At 68.6% G+C, this 14,916-nt stretch carries 14 protein-coding genes and 1 pseudogene; 7 read left to right on the top strand and 8 right to left on the bottom strand.

Annotation, left to right across the window (positions count from 1 at the left end; all coding sequences use genetic code 11):
- Positions 1-581: 581 nt before the first annotated feature.
- The 3 genes from AB0H75_RS44930 to AB0H75_RS44920 all read right to left on the bottom strand — a co-directional run bounded on the left by AB0H75_RS44930 (position 582) and on the right by AB0H75_RS44920 (position 3,760).
- Complete coding sequence (locus tag AB0H75_RS44930; protein WP_367807169.1) at positions 582-2,162, bottom strand: serine hydrolase domain-containing protein; 1,581 nt, start codon at positions 2,160-2,162, stop codon at positions 582-584.
- Positions 2,163-2,343: 181 nt separating this feature from the next.
- On the bottom strand, positions 2,344-2,856 hold the full coding sequence (locus tag AB0H75_RS44925; RefSeq protein ID WP_367807167.1) for a transposase: 513 nt from the start codon (positions 2,854-2,856) through the stop codon (positions 2,344-2,346).
- Positions 2,813-3,760, bottom strand: a complete 948-nt coding sequence (locus tag AB0H75_RS44920) for a LysR family transcriptional regulator (protein ID WP_367807165.1) — start codon at positions 3,758-3,760, stop codon at positions 2,813-2,815. Before AB0H75_RS44920 ends, AB0H75_RS44925 begins: the two co-directional genes overlap by 44 nt.
- Positions 3,761-3,856: 96 nt before the next feature.
- Here AB0H75_RS44920 and AB0H75_RS44915 point away from each other — a divergent pair, with 96 nt between their 5' ends.
- Both AB0H75_RS44915 and AB0H75_RS44910 read left to right on the top strand, forming a co-directional pair.
- A complete protein-coding gene (locus AB0H75_RS44915; RefSeq protein WP_367807163.1) occupies positions 3,857-4,183 on the top strand; it encodes a muconolactone Delta-isomerase in 327 nt (108 codons plus the stop codon).
- 907 nt (positions 4,184-5,090) lie between these two features.
- Positions 5,091-5,588 carry an N-acetyltransferase family protein gene (locus AB0H75_RS44910; protein WP_367807161.1) on the top strand — a complete coding sequence of 166 codons (498 nt, stop codon included), beginning with the start codon at positions 5,091-5,093 and terminating at the stop codon, positions 5,586-5,588.
- 404 nt (positions 5,589-5,992) lie between these two features.
- On the opposite strand, the pseudogene AB0H75_RS44905 reads toward AB0H75_RS44910, so the two are convergent.
- From AB0H75_RS44905 to AB0H75_RS44890, 4 genes and pseudogenes are all read right to left on the bottom strand, one after another.
- Positions 5,993-6,693 (bottom strand): annotated as a pseudogene (locus tag AB0H75_RS44905) (crosslink repair DNA glycosylase YcaQ family protein).
- Positions 6,694-6,891: 198 nt separating this feature from the next.
- Complete coding sequence (locus AB0H75_RS44900; protein WP_367807159.1) at positions 6,892-7,857, bottom strand: epoxide hydrolase family protein; 966 nt, start codon at positions 7,855-7,857, stop codon at positions 6,892-6,894.
- A gap of 336 nt (positions 7,858-8,193) precedes the next feature.
- Complete coding sequence (locus AB0H75_RS44895; RefSeq protein ID WP_367807157.1) at positions 8,194-8,529, bottom strand: hypothetical protein; 336 nt, start codon at positions 8,527-8,529, stop codon at positions 8,194-8,196.
- A gap of 79 nt (positions 8,530-8,608) precedes the next feature.
- The gene (locus AB0H75_RS44890) at positions 8,609-9,016 is read right to left on the bottom strand and encodes a hypothetical protein (RefSeq protein WP_367807155.1); all 408 of its coding nucleotides are present in this window, start codon (positions 9,014-9,016) and stop codon (positions 8,609-8,611) included.
- A gap of 726 nt (positions 9,017-9,742) precedes the next feature.
- Between AB0H75_RS44890 and AB0H75_RS44885 the strand changes: the two genes are divergently transcribed.
- The 4 genes from AB0H75_RS44885 (at position 9,743) to AB0H75_RS44870 (ending at position 12,588) form a co-directional block, all read left to right on the top strand.
- Positions 9,743-10,243: an MFS transporter gene (locus AB0H75_RS44885; protein WP_367807153.1), complete on the top strand. Its 501-nt coding sequence runs from the start codon at positions 9,743-9,745 to the stop codon at positions 10,241-10,243.
- 103 nt (positions 10,244-10,346) lie between these two features.
- A complete protein-coding gene (locus AB0H75_RS44880) occupies positions 10,347-11,276 on the top strand; it encodes an alpha/beta hydrolase (RefSeq protein ID WP_367807151.1) in 930 nt (309 codons plus the stop codon).
- Between the two features lie 34 nt (positions 11,277-11,310).
- The gene (locus AB0H75_RS44875) at positions 11,311-11,766 is read left to right on the top strand and encodes a GbsR/MarR family transcriptional regulator (protein ID WP_367807149.1); all 456 of its coding nucleotides are present in this window, start codon (positions 11,311-11,313) and stop codon (positions 11,764-11,766) included.
- 9 nt (positions 11,767-11,775) lie between these two features.
- Entirely contained in the window at positions 11,776-12,588 is an 813-nt protein-coding gene (locus AB0H75_RS44870; RefSeq protein ID WP_367807147.1) for a class I SAM-dependent methyltransferase, read from the top strand.
- A 68-nt stretch (positions 12,589-12,656) separates the two neighbouring features.
- Here AB0H75_RS44870 and AB0H75_RS44865 read toward each other — a convergent pair whose 3' ends face one another.
- Entirely contained in the window at positions 12,657-13,934 is a 1,278-nt protein-coding gene (locus tag AB0H75_RS44865; protein ID WP_367807145.1) for an alpha/beta hydrolase family protein, read from the bottom strand.
- Positions 13,935-14,047: 113 nt separating this feature from the next.
- On the opposite strand from AB0H75_RS44865, the gene AB0H75_RS44860 reads away from it, so the two are divergent.
- Positions 14,048-14,665, top strand: coding sequence for a TetR family transcriptional regulator (locus AB0H75_RS44860; protein ID WP_367807143.1), 618 nt, complete (start codon positions 14,048-14,050; stop codon positions 14,663-14,665).
- Positions 14,666-14,916: the final 251 nt, after the last annotated feature.

Here is a 14,916-nt window from a genome sequence, read left to right as displayed (position 1 = left end):
GCTTCGACAAGCTGGCCAGCCGCTACCTGGCGGGTGTCACCATCGCCTCACTCATGCTCTGGCTCCGCAACGCCGAATTGTCAGACACTCCCTAGTACTACGGTCATGTCTTGTGATCCAGAGGCCGACACCGGCCGTCCCCGGAGAGGCGACAAGTCCGCCTCCAACCGAGGGGGAAAGGAAAGGACCATGAACACGCTGAGCTGGGGACGAAGCTGTACGGGTTACTTCCCGGCGCAGCTGCGAGGGGTCGGCGACATTCGCCGTTTCGTCCGGGCCGTCATGGCAGGCCATCCGTGCGCGTCCACGTCGAAGATCCCGGCGGCAACGACAGGCCGCCACTCGACAAGGTGAGCGGACGAGCAACACGAGGGCGTGGGCTGCTCCTCGTCGAACATCTCACGAACGTGGGGGGACAGTCCACGACGACCATCACCCAGGCGTCTGGGGCGAGATCGGCTGTCTCCGCGTCCCAGTCACCGTGATGCAGCATCACCCGGGCCGACCTCGCCGGCCGCACGCCCGCGGGTGAAGTCGTTCTGGTGGCCTTGTGGCAACCTCCGCTGTCACAACCTCCGCTGTCACAGCCGGCGGGCCAACTGCGCGAGGACAGTCGGCCAGTCATGGTAGCCGTCCTCGACGCCGTACCTGACCAGCACCGCATCCTGCCCTGGAGACACATAAATCCACTGTCCGTGATTGCCGCGTGACCAGTAGTCGCCGGGGAGGTCGGGGCGCATCCACCAGTTGTACTGGAACTGCGACGCGGGATCGGTCACGGTGTCGGCCCTGGTGGACTCCTCCACCCAGGCGGGCGGCACGAGCGTGCGGCCCTGCCACGACCCCTTGTGCAAGTACAGCAGGCCGAGCTTGGCGAAGTCCACGGCCCGGCCGCTGAGTCCGGCCTGCATTTGTTCCAGTCCCGAGGCGCTGGAATCCATGCTCCACGCCGCGTCGGCCTCCATCCCGAGCGGCCCCCACACCTTGTCCTCCAGGTATGCCGAGACCGGACCACCGGTGACGCGCTCCAGCACCAGCCCCAGCAGGACGGTGTTGATGTTGTTGTAGTCGAACCGCGTGCCCGGTGGCCCGATGATGCGGGTGTTCGCCAGCGCTTCGGCGCGTAGGTCGAGACTGTAGTACGGGTCTTGCTGCGCCAGACCGGAGGACATTGTCAGTAAGTGGCGCAGCGTGATGCGACCGAAGCCGGCCCCTCGCCGGGCCAGTTCGGGCAGGTAGCGGGTGACGGGATCATCGACGGAGTGGATACGGTGCTCCGCGATCGCGATGCCGACCAGCGTGGACACGAACGGTTTGGCGGTGGAGAAGGACGCGACGACGGAGTCGCGCCGGTAGCCGTTGAAGTAGCGTTCGGTGCGGATGACGTTCCCCTTGATCGCTATGAACGCCGTCGTGCCGGTGTCACGGAGGAAGTCGTCCAGGTCTCGCCGCCCGCCGTCAGCGGTCACGGTCAGCGGCGGTGACGGCTCAGGGCCCCGCGAGAGCGGGAGGGCCGGGAGACGCCGGTGGATCGTCCGGGCAGGCAGACGCCGATAGTCCAGGACATCGGAGTCCTGCCAGACGATCGCTCTGGCCACTTCCGAACGACCGGTTGCGGTGAGAGCCCATAGGTAGACGGCGTCGGCCAGGAGGATCAGGACGAGCACCACCGTAGCGACCGTACGCGCGCTCCTGCGCAGCGTGTGCACTTCGCCGGCCAGCAGCACCAAGGTAAGGGCGAAGGCCGCTGACGCCGTCAGCGCCACGACTACGGAGGCGACGCCGAGGGCGGGGGAGGAGATCCCCAGGAGATTAGGGGTTCCGATCGCGTGCAGAAGCCGGCTCGTACCGGTCGCCCACGTGTTGTACTGGTCATCGGGGGTCTCCAGGAACATGTGGGTGACCTGCAGGCCCGCCAGGAGCAGGAAGGCCAGGACCAGGCGCAACCACGGGCGCCGCAGCGCGAGGAGGGCTGCGAGCCCGAACGGTGTGGCCACATGGAGGATCTGCCAGCCGCGGGCGTCGGCCCGGAGCACGTGGTCGACAAGATGCAAGGCGGTCAGAGCGATGGTGACCAGTAGTGCGATCTCGCTCACGCTACGCTGTCGCGGCGACCTGTCGGGGGTCTCGCTCGCGGCCTGCGCGTGCTTGGTCTCGCTCATCTTTGGATAGTATCACTACCCAATTTTCTCGGTTGTTCCGCGTTCACTCAGCCTGAGCGGTGAAGACGAAGCGGTGCAGCCACTCGTTCTTGATCACAAGGCTTGCTGGTGTTCTCGTCGGTGCCTCGCCGCCACGGGCTGCGGGGTGCCGCGAAGAAGATGTCGATGCCGGTCGCTTCGGTCAGCAGCTGGTGGCCGGCTCGGCGCCCCCGCTCGGCCGGCGCGATGCCGCCGCCACCAGTCCTCTTTCCTCGTGTCCGACCTTCCCGGCCGACCCATCCGAGCCACGATCCACCCATCCACTTGCAGTGTTGCGTTGATCGCTTGAATCCAGGGTCGCTCGCTTGAGGATGTCCACGTCCTCGCGCTGCCCGGCACCGACCTCCGCCTGGCGCATCCACTGGCGCACCGCGGTCTCGGTCAGGTCGAAGTCCTTGGCCACCTGCCCGATCGAACGGTCACCGCGCCGGCACAGCTCGACGATCTCGGCCTTGAACTCCGGCGCGAACGAGCGGCGAGGACGCGGCTTCTTCCTCCCATGCTCTCCATCGTGGACATCCTTCCGGGGACGAACCTCTGATCTCGGATGTCCGCCAGACCGGATCAACCTCAACCGGTCTGAATCTGACGACATCACGCCTTCAAGCGTGTCAGCCAGATATTTCCCTGCGGAGCGGCCGCTCTTGTCTCGCATTGGCGTGAAGCGTCGGTGACTCGACAACTTCTCGTACCGCATCCAGGAAAGCGGCGGTGAGCGGGCTGGTGTCTCTCTTGCCGGCCGCGGCGGCAGCGACGGTGGGCTCCAGGTCGGGCACCTCGACGTATCGGAGATGATCGCGCGGATAGAGCCGAGCCGCAGAGGCGGAGACGACGGCGATGCCCAGTCCTGCTCCGACGCTCTCGAACATCTCCTCGAACGTCCGCACAGGGGGCGTCAGCCGAGGGGCTTGTCCGTGACGGTGGGCGGTCGCGCGCCAGAAGTCCCGCCAGACATCATCCTCGACGGGCACGCAGCACCAGGGCTGGTCGAGGATCTGCGCGACCGACAGCTCTCGATGCCCAGCAAGCGGGTGATCCCTATGCACCACGGCGACACGCGGTTCGGTGAAGAGAGGTACGACTTCGAGATCCTCGGTACGGAACGGCAGGCGGACGAGGCCAACGTCCGTCGTCCCGGTGGACAAGCCGGCAGAGGGATCTGTGAAGTCGAACTCCGTAAGTGTGAAGGTTGCGTCGGGGCAGCGGGCGGTGAAGGCCCGCAGGATGAGCGAGGTCAGTTCCAAGGCTCCACCCGCGAGGAACCCGATTCTCAGGTGGCCCCTCAGGTGGTGCGCCATCTGCCTCGCGACAGCCTCAGTCTCGGTTGCGGCGGCGAGCACTCGTTGGGCCGACGGCAGGATCGCCGCCCCTGCTGGCGTGAGTGCAATCCCCCGGCCCTCACGTTGCACAAGTGCGACACCCAGCCGCTGCTGGAGGCGGCGCAGATGCTGGCTGAGCGACGGCTGTGAGATGTGCAGGCGGGCCGCTGCCCGCCCCACGTGCAGATCTTCCGCCACGGCTACGAAATACCGCAGCTGCCTCAGGTTCAGGTCATCCATAACGCGGACCTTATCGTTCCCCACGAATTTAGACTTGGACACGTCAACCAACGGCCGGAAGACTCGCTCCGTAATGTCGATGAACGGAGCAGCGAGATGCTTTTCTACATCCAGATGAAGTGGAACTATCAGGGCCGGATCAGCCAGGACGAGTTGTGGGACATCGAGGCGAGGGAAGGCGAGTTCGCCCTCGCTCAGGTCGGTACCGGCGTCGTCACGAGCATCTACAAATGCGTAGGGCAGCACCGCGTGATCGCGATCGTCGACGTCGACACGTTGGAAGACCTCGACCGCACGACAATGGGGTGGCTGCCCATGCGTGAGTATCTCGAGTTCGAGGCGGTATGGCCACTGCGCGAATACGGCCCGTTCGTCGATGACGTGAAGCGGAAGTATCCGCTCCCGGCAGGTGCCGTCGAATAGTTGCGGCGAGGCATCGCACAGACGGATCACGCCGGCCGGCGAGCGGTTCATCGCTCCCTGCGGACAACCCCATCACACCGACTCCCCCATTGCGGAGCCTCAGCCGGTCATGAGGTGATCCGCTGCCGAAGCGGTTCCATGAGGTGGGCATCGAGGGCCGTCATACGCTCGTTCCAGACCTGACCTCGATCTTTCGTGATCATGGTGTGGCCGGCTGAGGGGTTCGGCTGAGGATCGAATCGCGTGCTGTGGTCAGCGCGTCCACCCGGCTGTCGCGCCGGGTGGCGGGTGGCGGGGTTCCACGGCCCGCGGGTGTCCTTCCTGGTCGTCGGACCCTGGCCGGTCGGGCGGTGCCTCTCCAGGCCCCCAGTGTTCAAGCGTTCCGTGGTCTTGTGGGTCAAAGAGGCGATGGGCCGATAAGCGTGGCGGCCTCCCGTCAGCTCCCACAAGACCGGGCACGGCATCGACCACTACTGGTACTACAAGTGGAAGAATCGCATCGGCGAGGACGCGCCGACCGCTCGCCTCGGCGGAGAACGCCTCCACCGTCACGAGCGCCTCATCGGCGCGCGGCCCCAACCCGCGGACGTCGGCCACCGTGGCCGGTCGCGCGGGATCTCCGGTCGGGACAAGAGCATGCATGGCCTTTGGCCTCACTTTGGCGGGTCGAGGACCATTTCACTGAGGGAGGCGGCGGCCGCGCCAACAACTGAGGCGAGCACCCGACAACGCCTGGTTGTCAGACATGGTCAACGGCGTGGATCTCGACCTCGCTCTGGTGCGCCGTCGAGTAGCCAGTGTTGTGACCGCGTAGGTTCGCCGGGTCGGATCAAGCGGTGAGACTTGGCGTGATGGTCGGCCGTGGAGCAGGAGGCGTCCTGAAAGGAGTTGCGGATAGGGTGAACGGGTGATCGAGGTTCGTTCTGCTCGTCCAGAGGACGGCGACGCGCTCGGCGAGATCCATGCCACGGCCTGGGAGGTGTCCCATGCTCCCTTCTTCGCGCCGGAGTTCGCCGCGCGGTCTGTCCAGAGCAGGCGTACACGGTGGCATGCACGGATCGCGGAGGGGACCGGGACGATCCTGCTTGCCCTACTGGACGGCCGTCCCCTGGCGTTGTCCTTCCTGCGTCCGTCCCCGACTCGACGAGGTATTGCAGAGATCTTCAGCTTCTACTGCCATCCCGACGGCTGGGGCAGCGGCGTCGCCGCCGCGCTGATGACGGAGACACTGCGACGGCTGCGAGATGACGGATTCTCCCGGGTGCACCTGTGGACGCTGCGCGGCACTCCGCGATCTCGCCGTTTCTACGCCAAGTGCGGTTTCACCGAGTCCGGCGCCGCGCGCGCCTTTGACTACGGCGACGGCAACCCCATCGACCAGGTCGAATACGAGCGAGCCTGCTGACCAGGGAATCACTTCAGTTGGCGAGTCCCGCCACCTGTGTGTGCCGTGACCGCCCAGGTCCGCCGAGCTGGATCAAGCTGCGGCTGTGAGCGGGCGTTGGCGATGGTGAACTGCCTGAGCGGCCCTGAACTTCCCCCGTTCTGCGGATACTTGACCTGAGGTCACCCTTGATCATCAGGAAGGACGTCCCTCGTGCCCTCGCCACACCCTTCCGAGTTCCGGCGCCGCGCGGTCGAGTTCGCGCGCCAAGGTGACAAACCATTCCTTCAGCTCGCCAAGGACCCGGGCGTCAGCCGCTCGTGCCTGCAGAACTGGCGGCGACAAGCCGGAGCCGATGAAAACGCCGGCACCGGTGACCGGTTGACCAGCGCGGCCGGCGCGGCCGGCGCGACTCGGAGCAGCGATCAAGGTTCGACGATACAGAGGTCTGAAGAGGCGGCGTCGCTGACGACGAAGGCGAGCAGGCGGAGGGCCTCATCGCTGAGATCCGATCGCTCCTCCCCGGTCAGCCGGCGAAACGTCGTGACCGTCAGCACTGTGCCCGTCGTCGCCCGGACGATACGCCAGTCGCCCTCATAGTGTCCGTCCACCAGGACGGTACCGGTCGCGGCCCCGTTGCCTGGTGGCAGCGGTATACGCCTGCCGGGCGTGACAATACGGCTGCGATCAGCATGGGACAACAGCACGTTTCTCGTCCCGGAACAGGCGGAGGCCCGCCATCTGGTCCATCACCTCGTTCAATCGAGTGAGTCCTGACCACACCTGGAGGTCCATAACCCCCGCCGGACCGAACGCGGCCAGGTAGCGGAGCACGAGCTTCTCCATTGACGGCATAGGCCAGCCCGGCCGGGTCCGCCTGTGGCCAGCGCGACCGCAAAAGGGCGCGGAGTTCGGTCCTGGTGCGGGGCTGCTGCTCCAGGATTTGCCGGCCGGCCTCGACCACGGCCTCAACATCCATGCTGCCGACCGCGTGTGCGAAGTGTCCGGTGAACTGGGCGGCCGGCACCGGCTGCGTCAATGGACGGAGCCACGTGGCGTCGCGGGCGCTGGCCAGGTGGATCGTGGCCCGCATGAGCGACGCCCTGACCGCCTGACGCGATTTCATCAGCTCCGCGAGTTCTTCTGCTTCGAAGCCGGCCAGCCCTGCTCCAGAGCCCGACGTAAGGGGCCAAGGGGGCTTGTGACTGCATCCCGACGAGATGTTCGACGAGCTCGATCGCCGGCATCGACGAGCGCAGGAGCAAGTGTTGTCGCTCAAGCACCGCGCGCCCCAGCGCGCGCTGCTTGAGCAGCGGTGCTCCGGTCACGTCCGGAGTCCACGGAAGAACGCCCGCACGTCCTCGACCAGCAGAGGTCCGGCCTCCATCGCGGCGAAGTGACCGCCCTCGTCGAAGTCCGACCAGTGTGCGATTTTGTGCTCGGGATCCATCATGCGGCGAATCACTGGATGGGTATGGAAGACGGCCCAGCCGCTCGGCACAGTGGATGGCGCGACCCATTCGAGCTCGGAGTGCGCCGCTTCATGGAGGAACCGGGCTGCCCGTTCTTGTTTCCAGCCGGCGCGTGCCGCGTCGACTACGGCTCTCTCCTCGTCGGTCAGGTGGTCAGGAACGGGATAGTGCTCGCCGGCCAGGCCGAGAGCCCCCTTGTCGCTATTCACGTGTGTCCCGATCACCCGCTCGGGCAACGTCGCCCCGAGGCGACCGGTGACACCTGCGCCGATGTCGCCGCCCTGGGCGCCGAACCGCTCGTACCCGAGGCGGCTCATGAGCTCGGCGAAGGCTTGCGTGGTGCGGCCGGCCTCCCAGCCAGGACCGGCCAGAGGTGTGGAAAAGCCGAAGCCGGGCAGGGACGGCACGACCACGTGGAACGCGTCGTTCGGGGCGCCGCCGTGAGCTCGGGGATCGGACAGCGGGCCGACGACGCGCATGAATTCGGCGATCGAGCTCGGGTAGCCATGAGTGATCAGCAGCGGCATGGCATCCGGCTCAGGCGAGCGCACGTGCAGGAAGTGGATCGGCTGCCCCTCGATTTCGGTGATGAACTGCGGGAATTCGTTCAACGCCGCTTCCTGCGCTCGCCAGTCGAACTTCTCGCCCCAGTAGCGGACAAGTTCCTTGAGGTAGCTCAGCGGGATACCGCGGCTCCAGTCGGCTTGGTCACCCGGCACCTCGGGCGCCCAGCGTGTGTCGGCAAGCCGGGCGCGAAGCTGGTCCAGCTTGTCCTGAGGGATTTCGATGCGGAACGGGCGAATTGCCGTGTTCGTCATGGGGCAACCGTGGGCGGAATTGTGGCAGAGATCGTTCCGCTATCGGCGCCGTCTTCCCTCTCGTACCGGCGATCACGGGCGACACGCTTCCGGGCGATCCTCATCGGACGCCTGAAGGCTGCTGCTTCCGCGTGATGGCACTGACTGCTCCTGCACCGAGCCGTCGGTCGTTCGCTCCCCCGTCGCCTGCGGAGGTTCCAGGCGCCGGCGCTTCGCGACGCTGCGGGACCAGAACGGGTACGTGGCCTGCCCGGCGCGGCGGGTGATCCGCTGCCATCCGGTGAGGCCCGCGGGCCGGCGGGGACTCCGCCGCACGCCGGCCCGCGTCCGCGACGGTCAGGACCGCCGGTCGCCGATGCCGACGGGGCGGGCCACGGCCGCGTCCCCGCGGCTGACCATGACGGCGCCGCGGCGGACGCCGGTCTCCTCGATGCCGAACCGTGCGCCCAGGCTCTGCTGCACCTGTGCCACCGCGGCCTCGGAGCGGTCGGCCGCCTGCTCGTCGGCGAAGAGCGTCACCGTCAGCGCCGAGCCGTCGCCGGTGTCCACGGCGGTGTAGAGCAGCGCCCCGACCCGCTGGGGGACGCGATCGGCGAATTCGCGTTCGACCTGCTCGAAGACCTCCTCGGCGGAGCCTGACTGCGTGGTGTAGAGGCGGACGACGGCGTACATGGGCATCTCCTGGTCGTGGAGGGAACAACCTCTGGTCTCCCTCAGCATAAGTCCTCGCGTGGGGATTTATGCCAGATGGTCAGGGCTGGACCCGGACGGAGACCGTGCCGACGGTGATGCGGTGGCCGGAACACGGCCCGCCGCAGGCGGTGCTGATCTCCAGCGCGTCACCGCTGGACGAGCCGACGATCGCGCTCTCCCGGACGAGGAGCAGGTCGATCTCGGGCCGCTGGCCGCAGGGAGGCACGGGACTGATCTTCTCGCCCTTGCCGTTGACCTCGCCGACCGTGCTCTCGCCGATGCCCGGACAGGCCGGCTCCAGGTCGTCGAGCTCCCTGTGCTGTCCGGTGTTGCCGCCGTTGTTCGGGACGTCCAGGCTCGGCGCGCACCAGGTGTCGAGCCGGCCGTACTGCGGCCGGGCGTTGAAGTCACCGCCGATGAGGACGGTGTCCCCGGCGCCGTAGAAGTCCTGGAGGTGGCCCAGCACCGCCGCGAGCTGCCGCCGGTTGACGCTCTCGTCGCCGACATGGTGCCGGTGATCCTGCCGACGCCCAGGACGAGCTCGTCCATCTCCCGCAGGTCCCGTCCATCTCCCGCAGGTCCTCGAGCTGGACGGAGTAGTCAGGGAAGGCGCCCAGGAACCCCGGAACCGCTCGTGGGCCTGGTCGATGCCGCGGGAGGCGGACTGGAACGCGGTCGTCTCGAGATCACGTCATCCGTCACCCGACTGGTGGTGCGCTCATCAGCGCGGCCATCGTCCCCGGCCACCGTGAGCGGCGCGTCCAGTCATGCGACTGATGCGCCACGGCGTGCCGGACGCCTAATCTGCCGGCCCGACAGGGGTTTCCTCGGGGAGGTGACACATGCGTAAGGGCAACGGCTGGGACCGAGCGGGCGTCCTGTTCTCCGGCCTGACGGGCGTGGGCCTGCGCGCTCGTCAGGCTTTTTCGTGATCGGTGTTTCCAGGTGCGATATCGAGATCTTTTCGTGGTGCGCGAGTTCCGCCTGCTTTATGCCGGGCTCGCTCTGTCGTACGCCGGCGACCAGTTGGCCGCCCTGGCCGTGTCGGTGCTGGTGTTCGACCGCACCGGCTCCGGCATCCTGTCCGGCCTCGCCCACGCCTCGGCCTGCCTACCGTCGCTGGTCGCCGGCCCGCTGCTCGGCGCCCTCGCCGACCGGCTGCCCCTGCCTGCTGCTGGTGTGGCCGGTCTCCATGTTCGTGTACGCGCCGGAGGCCGTCGCCTACCCGTACGCGACGTCGCTCGGCGGCGGCGCTCCGCTGGCGGGATCGATGTTGTCGTCCGCCGCGCTGGGCTTCGCCTCCGGCACCGTGGTGCTGACCCGGCTCGTGTCGCCGCCGACGCGTGACCGCCTGCTCGTCCCCTTCGCCGTCCTGGCGGGGACGGCGCTGATCCCGCTCTGGGCCAGGCCGTCACCGCCCGTCGTGATCGCCCTGTTCTTCGCCTCGGGCGTGGGCGGCGCCTTCTCCGCCCCGCTCAATGCCCTCTTCGCGCGGCGGGTCTCCCCGGCGTTTCGCGGGCGGGCCGTGGGGGTGGCGGTCGCGGGCCTGTCCGGCGGGCAGGGAGCGGGCTTCCTGCTCGCCGGCACGCTCAGCAGCGCGGGGCTGCACCCGGCCGCCCTCACGGCCGGATGCGGAGCCGCCGCCGCGCTCGCCGGCCGCAGCGCACCGGCCCGGCACGGCGGGCCGAGGTGATCAACGGCGCGCGACCCTCTCCCGTGGATCCAGCCTTCGGGTTGACATTGCTAGCTATTTCAGTCATGTTTGAAATAACTAGCAAGCAAGCACGGAGTGAGCCATGGAACACGTGACCTTCAACAGCCTCGGCACCCGCTGCGCGGGCGACCTCTACCTGCCCGAGACGAGCGACCCGGTCCCCGGGCTGGTGCTCGGGCACAGCGGGGTGATGGTCAAGGAGGCGCTGGCGTTCTTCGCGCCGTACTTCGTCGAGGCCGGCTTCGCGGTGCTGGCCATCGACTACCGCACGGTCGGCTCCAGCGAGGGCGAGCCGCGCGGCCTGGACTACCCGGAGCAGCAGGTGGAGGACTTCCGCAGCGCCGTGTCCTACCTGCAGACCCGTCCCGAGGTGCAGCCGGACCGGATCGGGGTGTGGGGGGTGAGCATCGGCGGCTCGGTGGCGGCCCAGGCCGCCGTGCTCGACCGGCGCATCAAGTGCGTCGTCGTGCAGAGCCCCAGCGTGTGGAACGGATGGCGGTACCTGGAACGCCTCCTCGGCCGCGCCGGCGTCCACGCGCTGCGCGAACAGCTGGAGCAGGACTGGCAGCGGCGCTACGAGGGCGGGCAGAGCGCCCGCGTGCCGCACCTGACGCTGGAGGGCGACAGCGTGAAGGACACCCCGGACATGTCGACCCGCCTGTTTCCCACCTACCGCAACGAGAAGGCCCTCGACTCGGCCGAGCACCTGCTCACCTTCGCGCCGGAGAACCTCATCCACCGGCTCGCGCCGACGCCGCTGCTGATGATCGCCAACGGTGGCTGGGACCCGTACCACATGCTCGAGGAGGCGCAGAGCGCCTTCGCCAAGGCGGGCGAGCCCAAGCGGCTCGCGGTGCTCCCCTACGACGTGCTCGGCCTCTACACCGGCCCTGGCCTGGAGGAGGCGATGGCGCTCGCGATCGACTGGTTCGACCTCTACCTGCGCAGGACCCGGCTCGCGGACATCACCCCGACACCCACCTACGAGTCGGTGGCCGCCATGAAACAGTGAACCGGCACACGATCGACAACGGAGGATTTCGACGATGAGCACTGAGGAGAAGCAGGACCGGCTGCTCCGCTGGGTGGAGCGGGTGGCCGCCTTCTGCGTCGAGGAGTGGGGGCTGTCGCCCATCACCGGACGCATCCTCGGGTGGCTCATGATCTGCGATCCGGCCGAGCAGTCCGCCGGGCAGATCGCGGAGGTCATCCAGGCCAGCCGGGCCTCCCTCACCTCGAACATGCGCTTCCTCACGGCCATCGGCCTGGTCAAGAAGGTGAGAAGGCCCGGCGACCGCGTCTCCTACTACCGCATCGAGGACGACGCCTGGCAGAAGGTCATCCAGCGCAAGCTCGAAAGCCTGAGCGCGTTCGGCGAGATCGCCGACGAAGGGCTCGACCTCGCGGGCGGCGAGGAGCACCGCGCCGAGCGCATCAAGGCCGCCCACGACTCCCTGACGTGGCTGCAGGACCTCGCGGCCCGTCACCCGCTACGCCGTTAAGGAATACCCATGCACCGCTGGCAACCCAAGCTCGGGCTGATCCAGGAAACGCTGCTGCTCACTCTCCACGCCAGGGCCCTGGACGCCGGGCAGCCCAGCCCGATCCTCGGCGACACGCTCTCCGCCGACCTGGCCGGCCACATCGACTACGACTTCGGCAAGCTGAAGGTCAAGCCCAACCTCGTTCTCACCACGGCGCTGCGCGCCAAGAAGCTCGACGACGTCGTCCGCGCCTACACCGCCGCTCACCCCGGGTGCGTGGTGCTCGACCTGGGCTGCGGCCTGGACACCAGGATGTCCCGCTGCGATCCCCCGCCCGGCGTCGACTGGTACGACATCGACTTCCCCGAAGTGGTGCAGTTGCGGGCCGAATGCCTGCCCGGCCGCTCCCACCTGGTCGGAGCCGACCTCACCAGCTCCGACTGGCTCACGGCCATCCCCGGCGACCGGCCGGCGATGATCGTCGCCGAGGGGCTGCTCCCCTTCATGCCGGGCGACTCCTTCCAGGCGATGATCCGCGCGCTGACCAGCCGGCTCCCTTCGGGCGAGCTCGCGCTCAACGGCTACACCCGCTTCGCCGCCTGGGCCATGAAGTACCACCCGACCATCAAGGCCCTCGGCATCAAGGCCGCCCAGGGCTTCGACGACCCGCGCGAACCGGAGTCCTGGAACGCCGGCCTCGAACTGGTCGAGGAGCAGATCCTCGCCCGCGCGCCGGAAGTGGCCCGGTTCCCGCAACCGCTGCGCGCGCTCACCCGCCTCACCGCCCGCAGTACGGCCCTGTCACGGCAAGGGGCCCGCATCCTGCGCTACCGGTTCTGACCCTCGCCGGCGGCAGGCGACGACCCTCGGCCCGGCCGTCACGCGGCGCCTTCGGGATCGCGGACCCGTCACGCGGCGCCTTCGCGATCCCGGCCCGTGCCCGTCAGCACGTCGGTGAGCCAGTCGTAGACCAGTGAGGAGGTCAGGGCGATGTTGCCGACTCCGCAGTGGCTGTCGGCGCCGTGTTCGGCGGACAGGCGGTACAGGGCCTTGGCCGGGACGAGGAGCCGCTCGTGGAACGCGCGCGCCTGACGCCGGGCGAGGGCGCTCTCGCCGTCGGCGGACAGGGTCAGCGTGGGGCAGGCGATCCGCGGCACCAGCCCGTCGAGGGTGAACGACCGGGAGATCCGGTGGAAGTCGGCGAAGGTTCTCGCGCCGGTGGTCCAGAGCATGTAGGTGTCCATGGTGGCGTGCAGGGCCCAGTCCGCGTCGCCGGCCCGCTCGTGGAGGCCGTTCCAGAACTCGGCCGGGGCATCGGCCGGCGGCGGGACGGGCAGCGCCGACGTCAGGGCGTCGAAGATCAGGGAGTGGAAGTCGAGGATCGGCGCGTTGGCCACCAGGGCCGCGACCCGCTTGTCGTGGGCGGCGGCGCGAGGGGCCAGATACCCCCCGAAGCTCAGCCCGTACAGGGCGACGCTGCCGGCCAGCACGTCGGAGCGGGTGGTCACGTGGTCCAGCACGGCCGAGAACGGCACCTCGGCATCGGCGCGGAAGACCTGGCCGGGACGATGGTGCAGCAGGCCACGCTGACCCGGACCGTGGAACAGCACGACGTTGAGCCCACGGGCCAGCGCGTGCGGGACACCGGCCAAGAAGTACAGCTCTTCGCCGTGGCCGTCGCCGCCACCGGAGATGATGACCGTGGGGCGCGGGGCACCCGAGTCGTCGGCGGCGAAGAAGTAGCCAGGCAGGTCGACGCCGTCCTGGTAAGGGATGGCGATCCGTTCCGCGGGCAGGTCGAGCAGCGGCAGCGCGCGGTCGAAGTGGGAGACGCCTTCGTCGTAGAGAGCGGCGAACTCCTCCTGCCGATGGCGGTCGAAGAAGAACTCGGCAGTACGCAGGTAGTTGTAGGCGCGGTGCAAGAACGTACGTGCGGCGAGCGGGCGGCCGGCGGCCAGGGCGTCATCGGCCATGCGGGCCGCGAGCCGGCCCTGATCGCTCCACGCGTGGACGAAGGCCTCGCGCCCTCCTCCGTCCTGGGCGACCTTCCGCGCGACCCGCGCCACCTCGCCCGCCGAGGCCGCCCCGTGGTCGGCGTAGGCCAGGGTACGCAGGTAGGCGAAGTCCTGCATCTCGCTGCCGGCGAAGCCGAGCCTGTTGATCGTCATCATGGAGCCGGTGGCCATGGGGGTTCTCCCGATCGGTCGGTTGCCGGTGTTCCCCACCTTCGGACCGCCGGTCGCCGGCCCGCCACCAGCAGGCGGGCGCAGGTGCCGCGGGAGGCGACACGGGAGGATGTATGTCGCACCAGGGTCGCGGACTGCAGGGAGCGCGCACCCGCACGCTCATCCGCCAGGCACTCGTTGAACTGGCGGAGGAAAAGCACTTCGCCGAGGTCGCCGTGGGCGACATCGCCAGGCGGGCGATGATCAACCGGGCCACCTTCTACCGTTATTACCAGGACAAGTACGCGCTGGTCGAGGAGATCTTCCAGGAGGTCGTCTCCGGGCTGCCCGCCGGGCTCGACCCCGCCGGCCGCATACCGGTGCAGGACCGGATCTCCGGCTGGGAGCGGCTGTTCGACCACGTGGATCGGCATCACCGGCTGTACGCGGCGCTGCTGGGCCGGCGCGGGGACCCGTCGTTCGCGGCACGGCTGCGGGAACGCTGCGTGGAGCTGGCCCGCGCCCGGCTCCGCGACGTCCGCGACCGCGACGCCTCCGGCACCGGGCACGAGACGCCGATGGAGGAGCTGGAGCTGGTCCTCGCCGCCAACCTGACCCTCGGAGCGATCACCTGGTGGCTGGAGCACCACCGCCCTCTGCCCGCACGCCAGATGGCCGAGGCGGTCGTCCGTTTCGCGACCCGAGGCTACTTCGGGGCCCTGGACCTCGATGTGCTCCCGCCTCGCCCCTGACCGCCGGCGGCCGGCGCGGCGCCGGCCGGGGTGTGCGGGAGCGGTTACCGGTGGGTGGACGGCTATCGCATCGGCAAGGCCGGGACGATCCAGCTCTACTACGACCCCGGAACGGGGCGGAACCGCGCGCTCACGTACGTGAAGAAGCAGGGCAGGAAGGAGTCGATGAGCATCAAGATCGGCCTCAATCGACCTCCACGGAATGGTCGGGCAGAGCACCCGGTCGGTGAAGAAGGTTCACTGCGGCTGAC

It is taken from the genome of Nonomuraea sp. NPDC050783, assembly GCF_040802095.1.
In the GTDB taxonomy this organism is placed as follows: domain Bacteria; phylum Actinomycetota; class Actinomycetes; order Streptosporangiales; family Streptosporangiaceae; genus Nonomuraea.
This window is presented reverse-complemented; position numbering and strand designations above follow the sequence as displayed.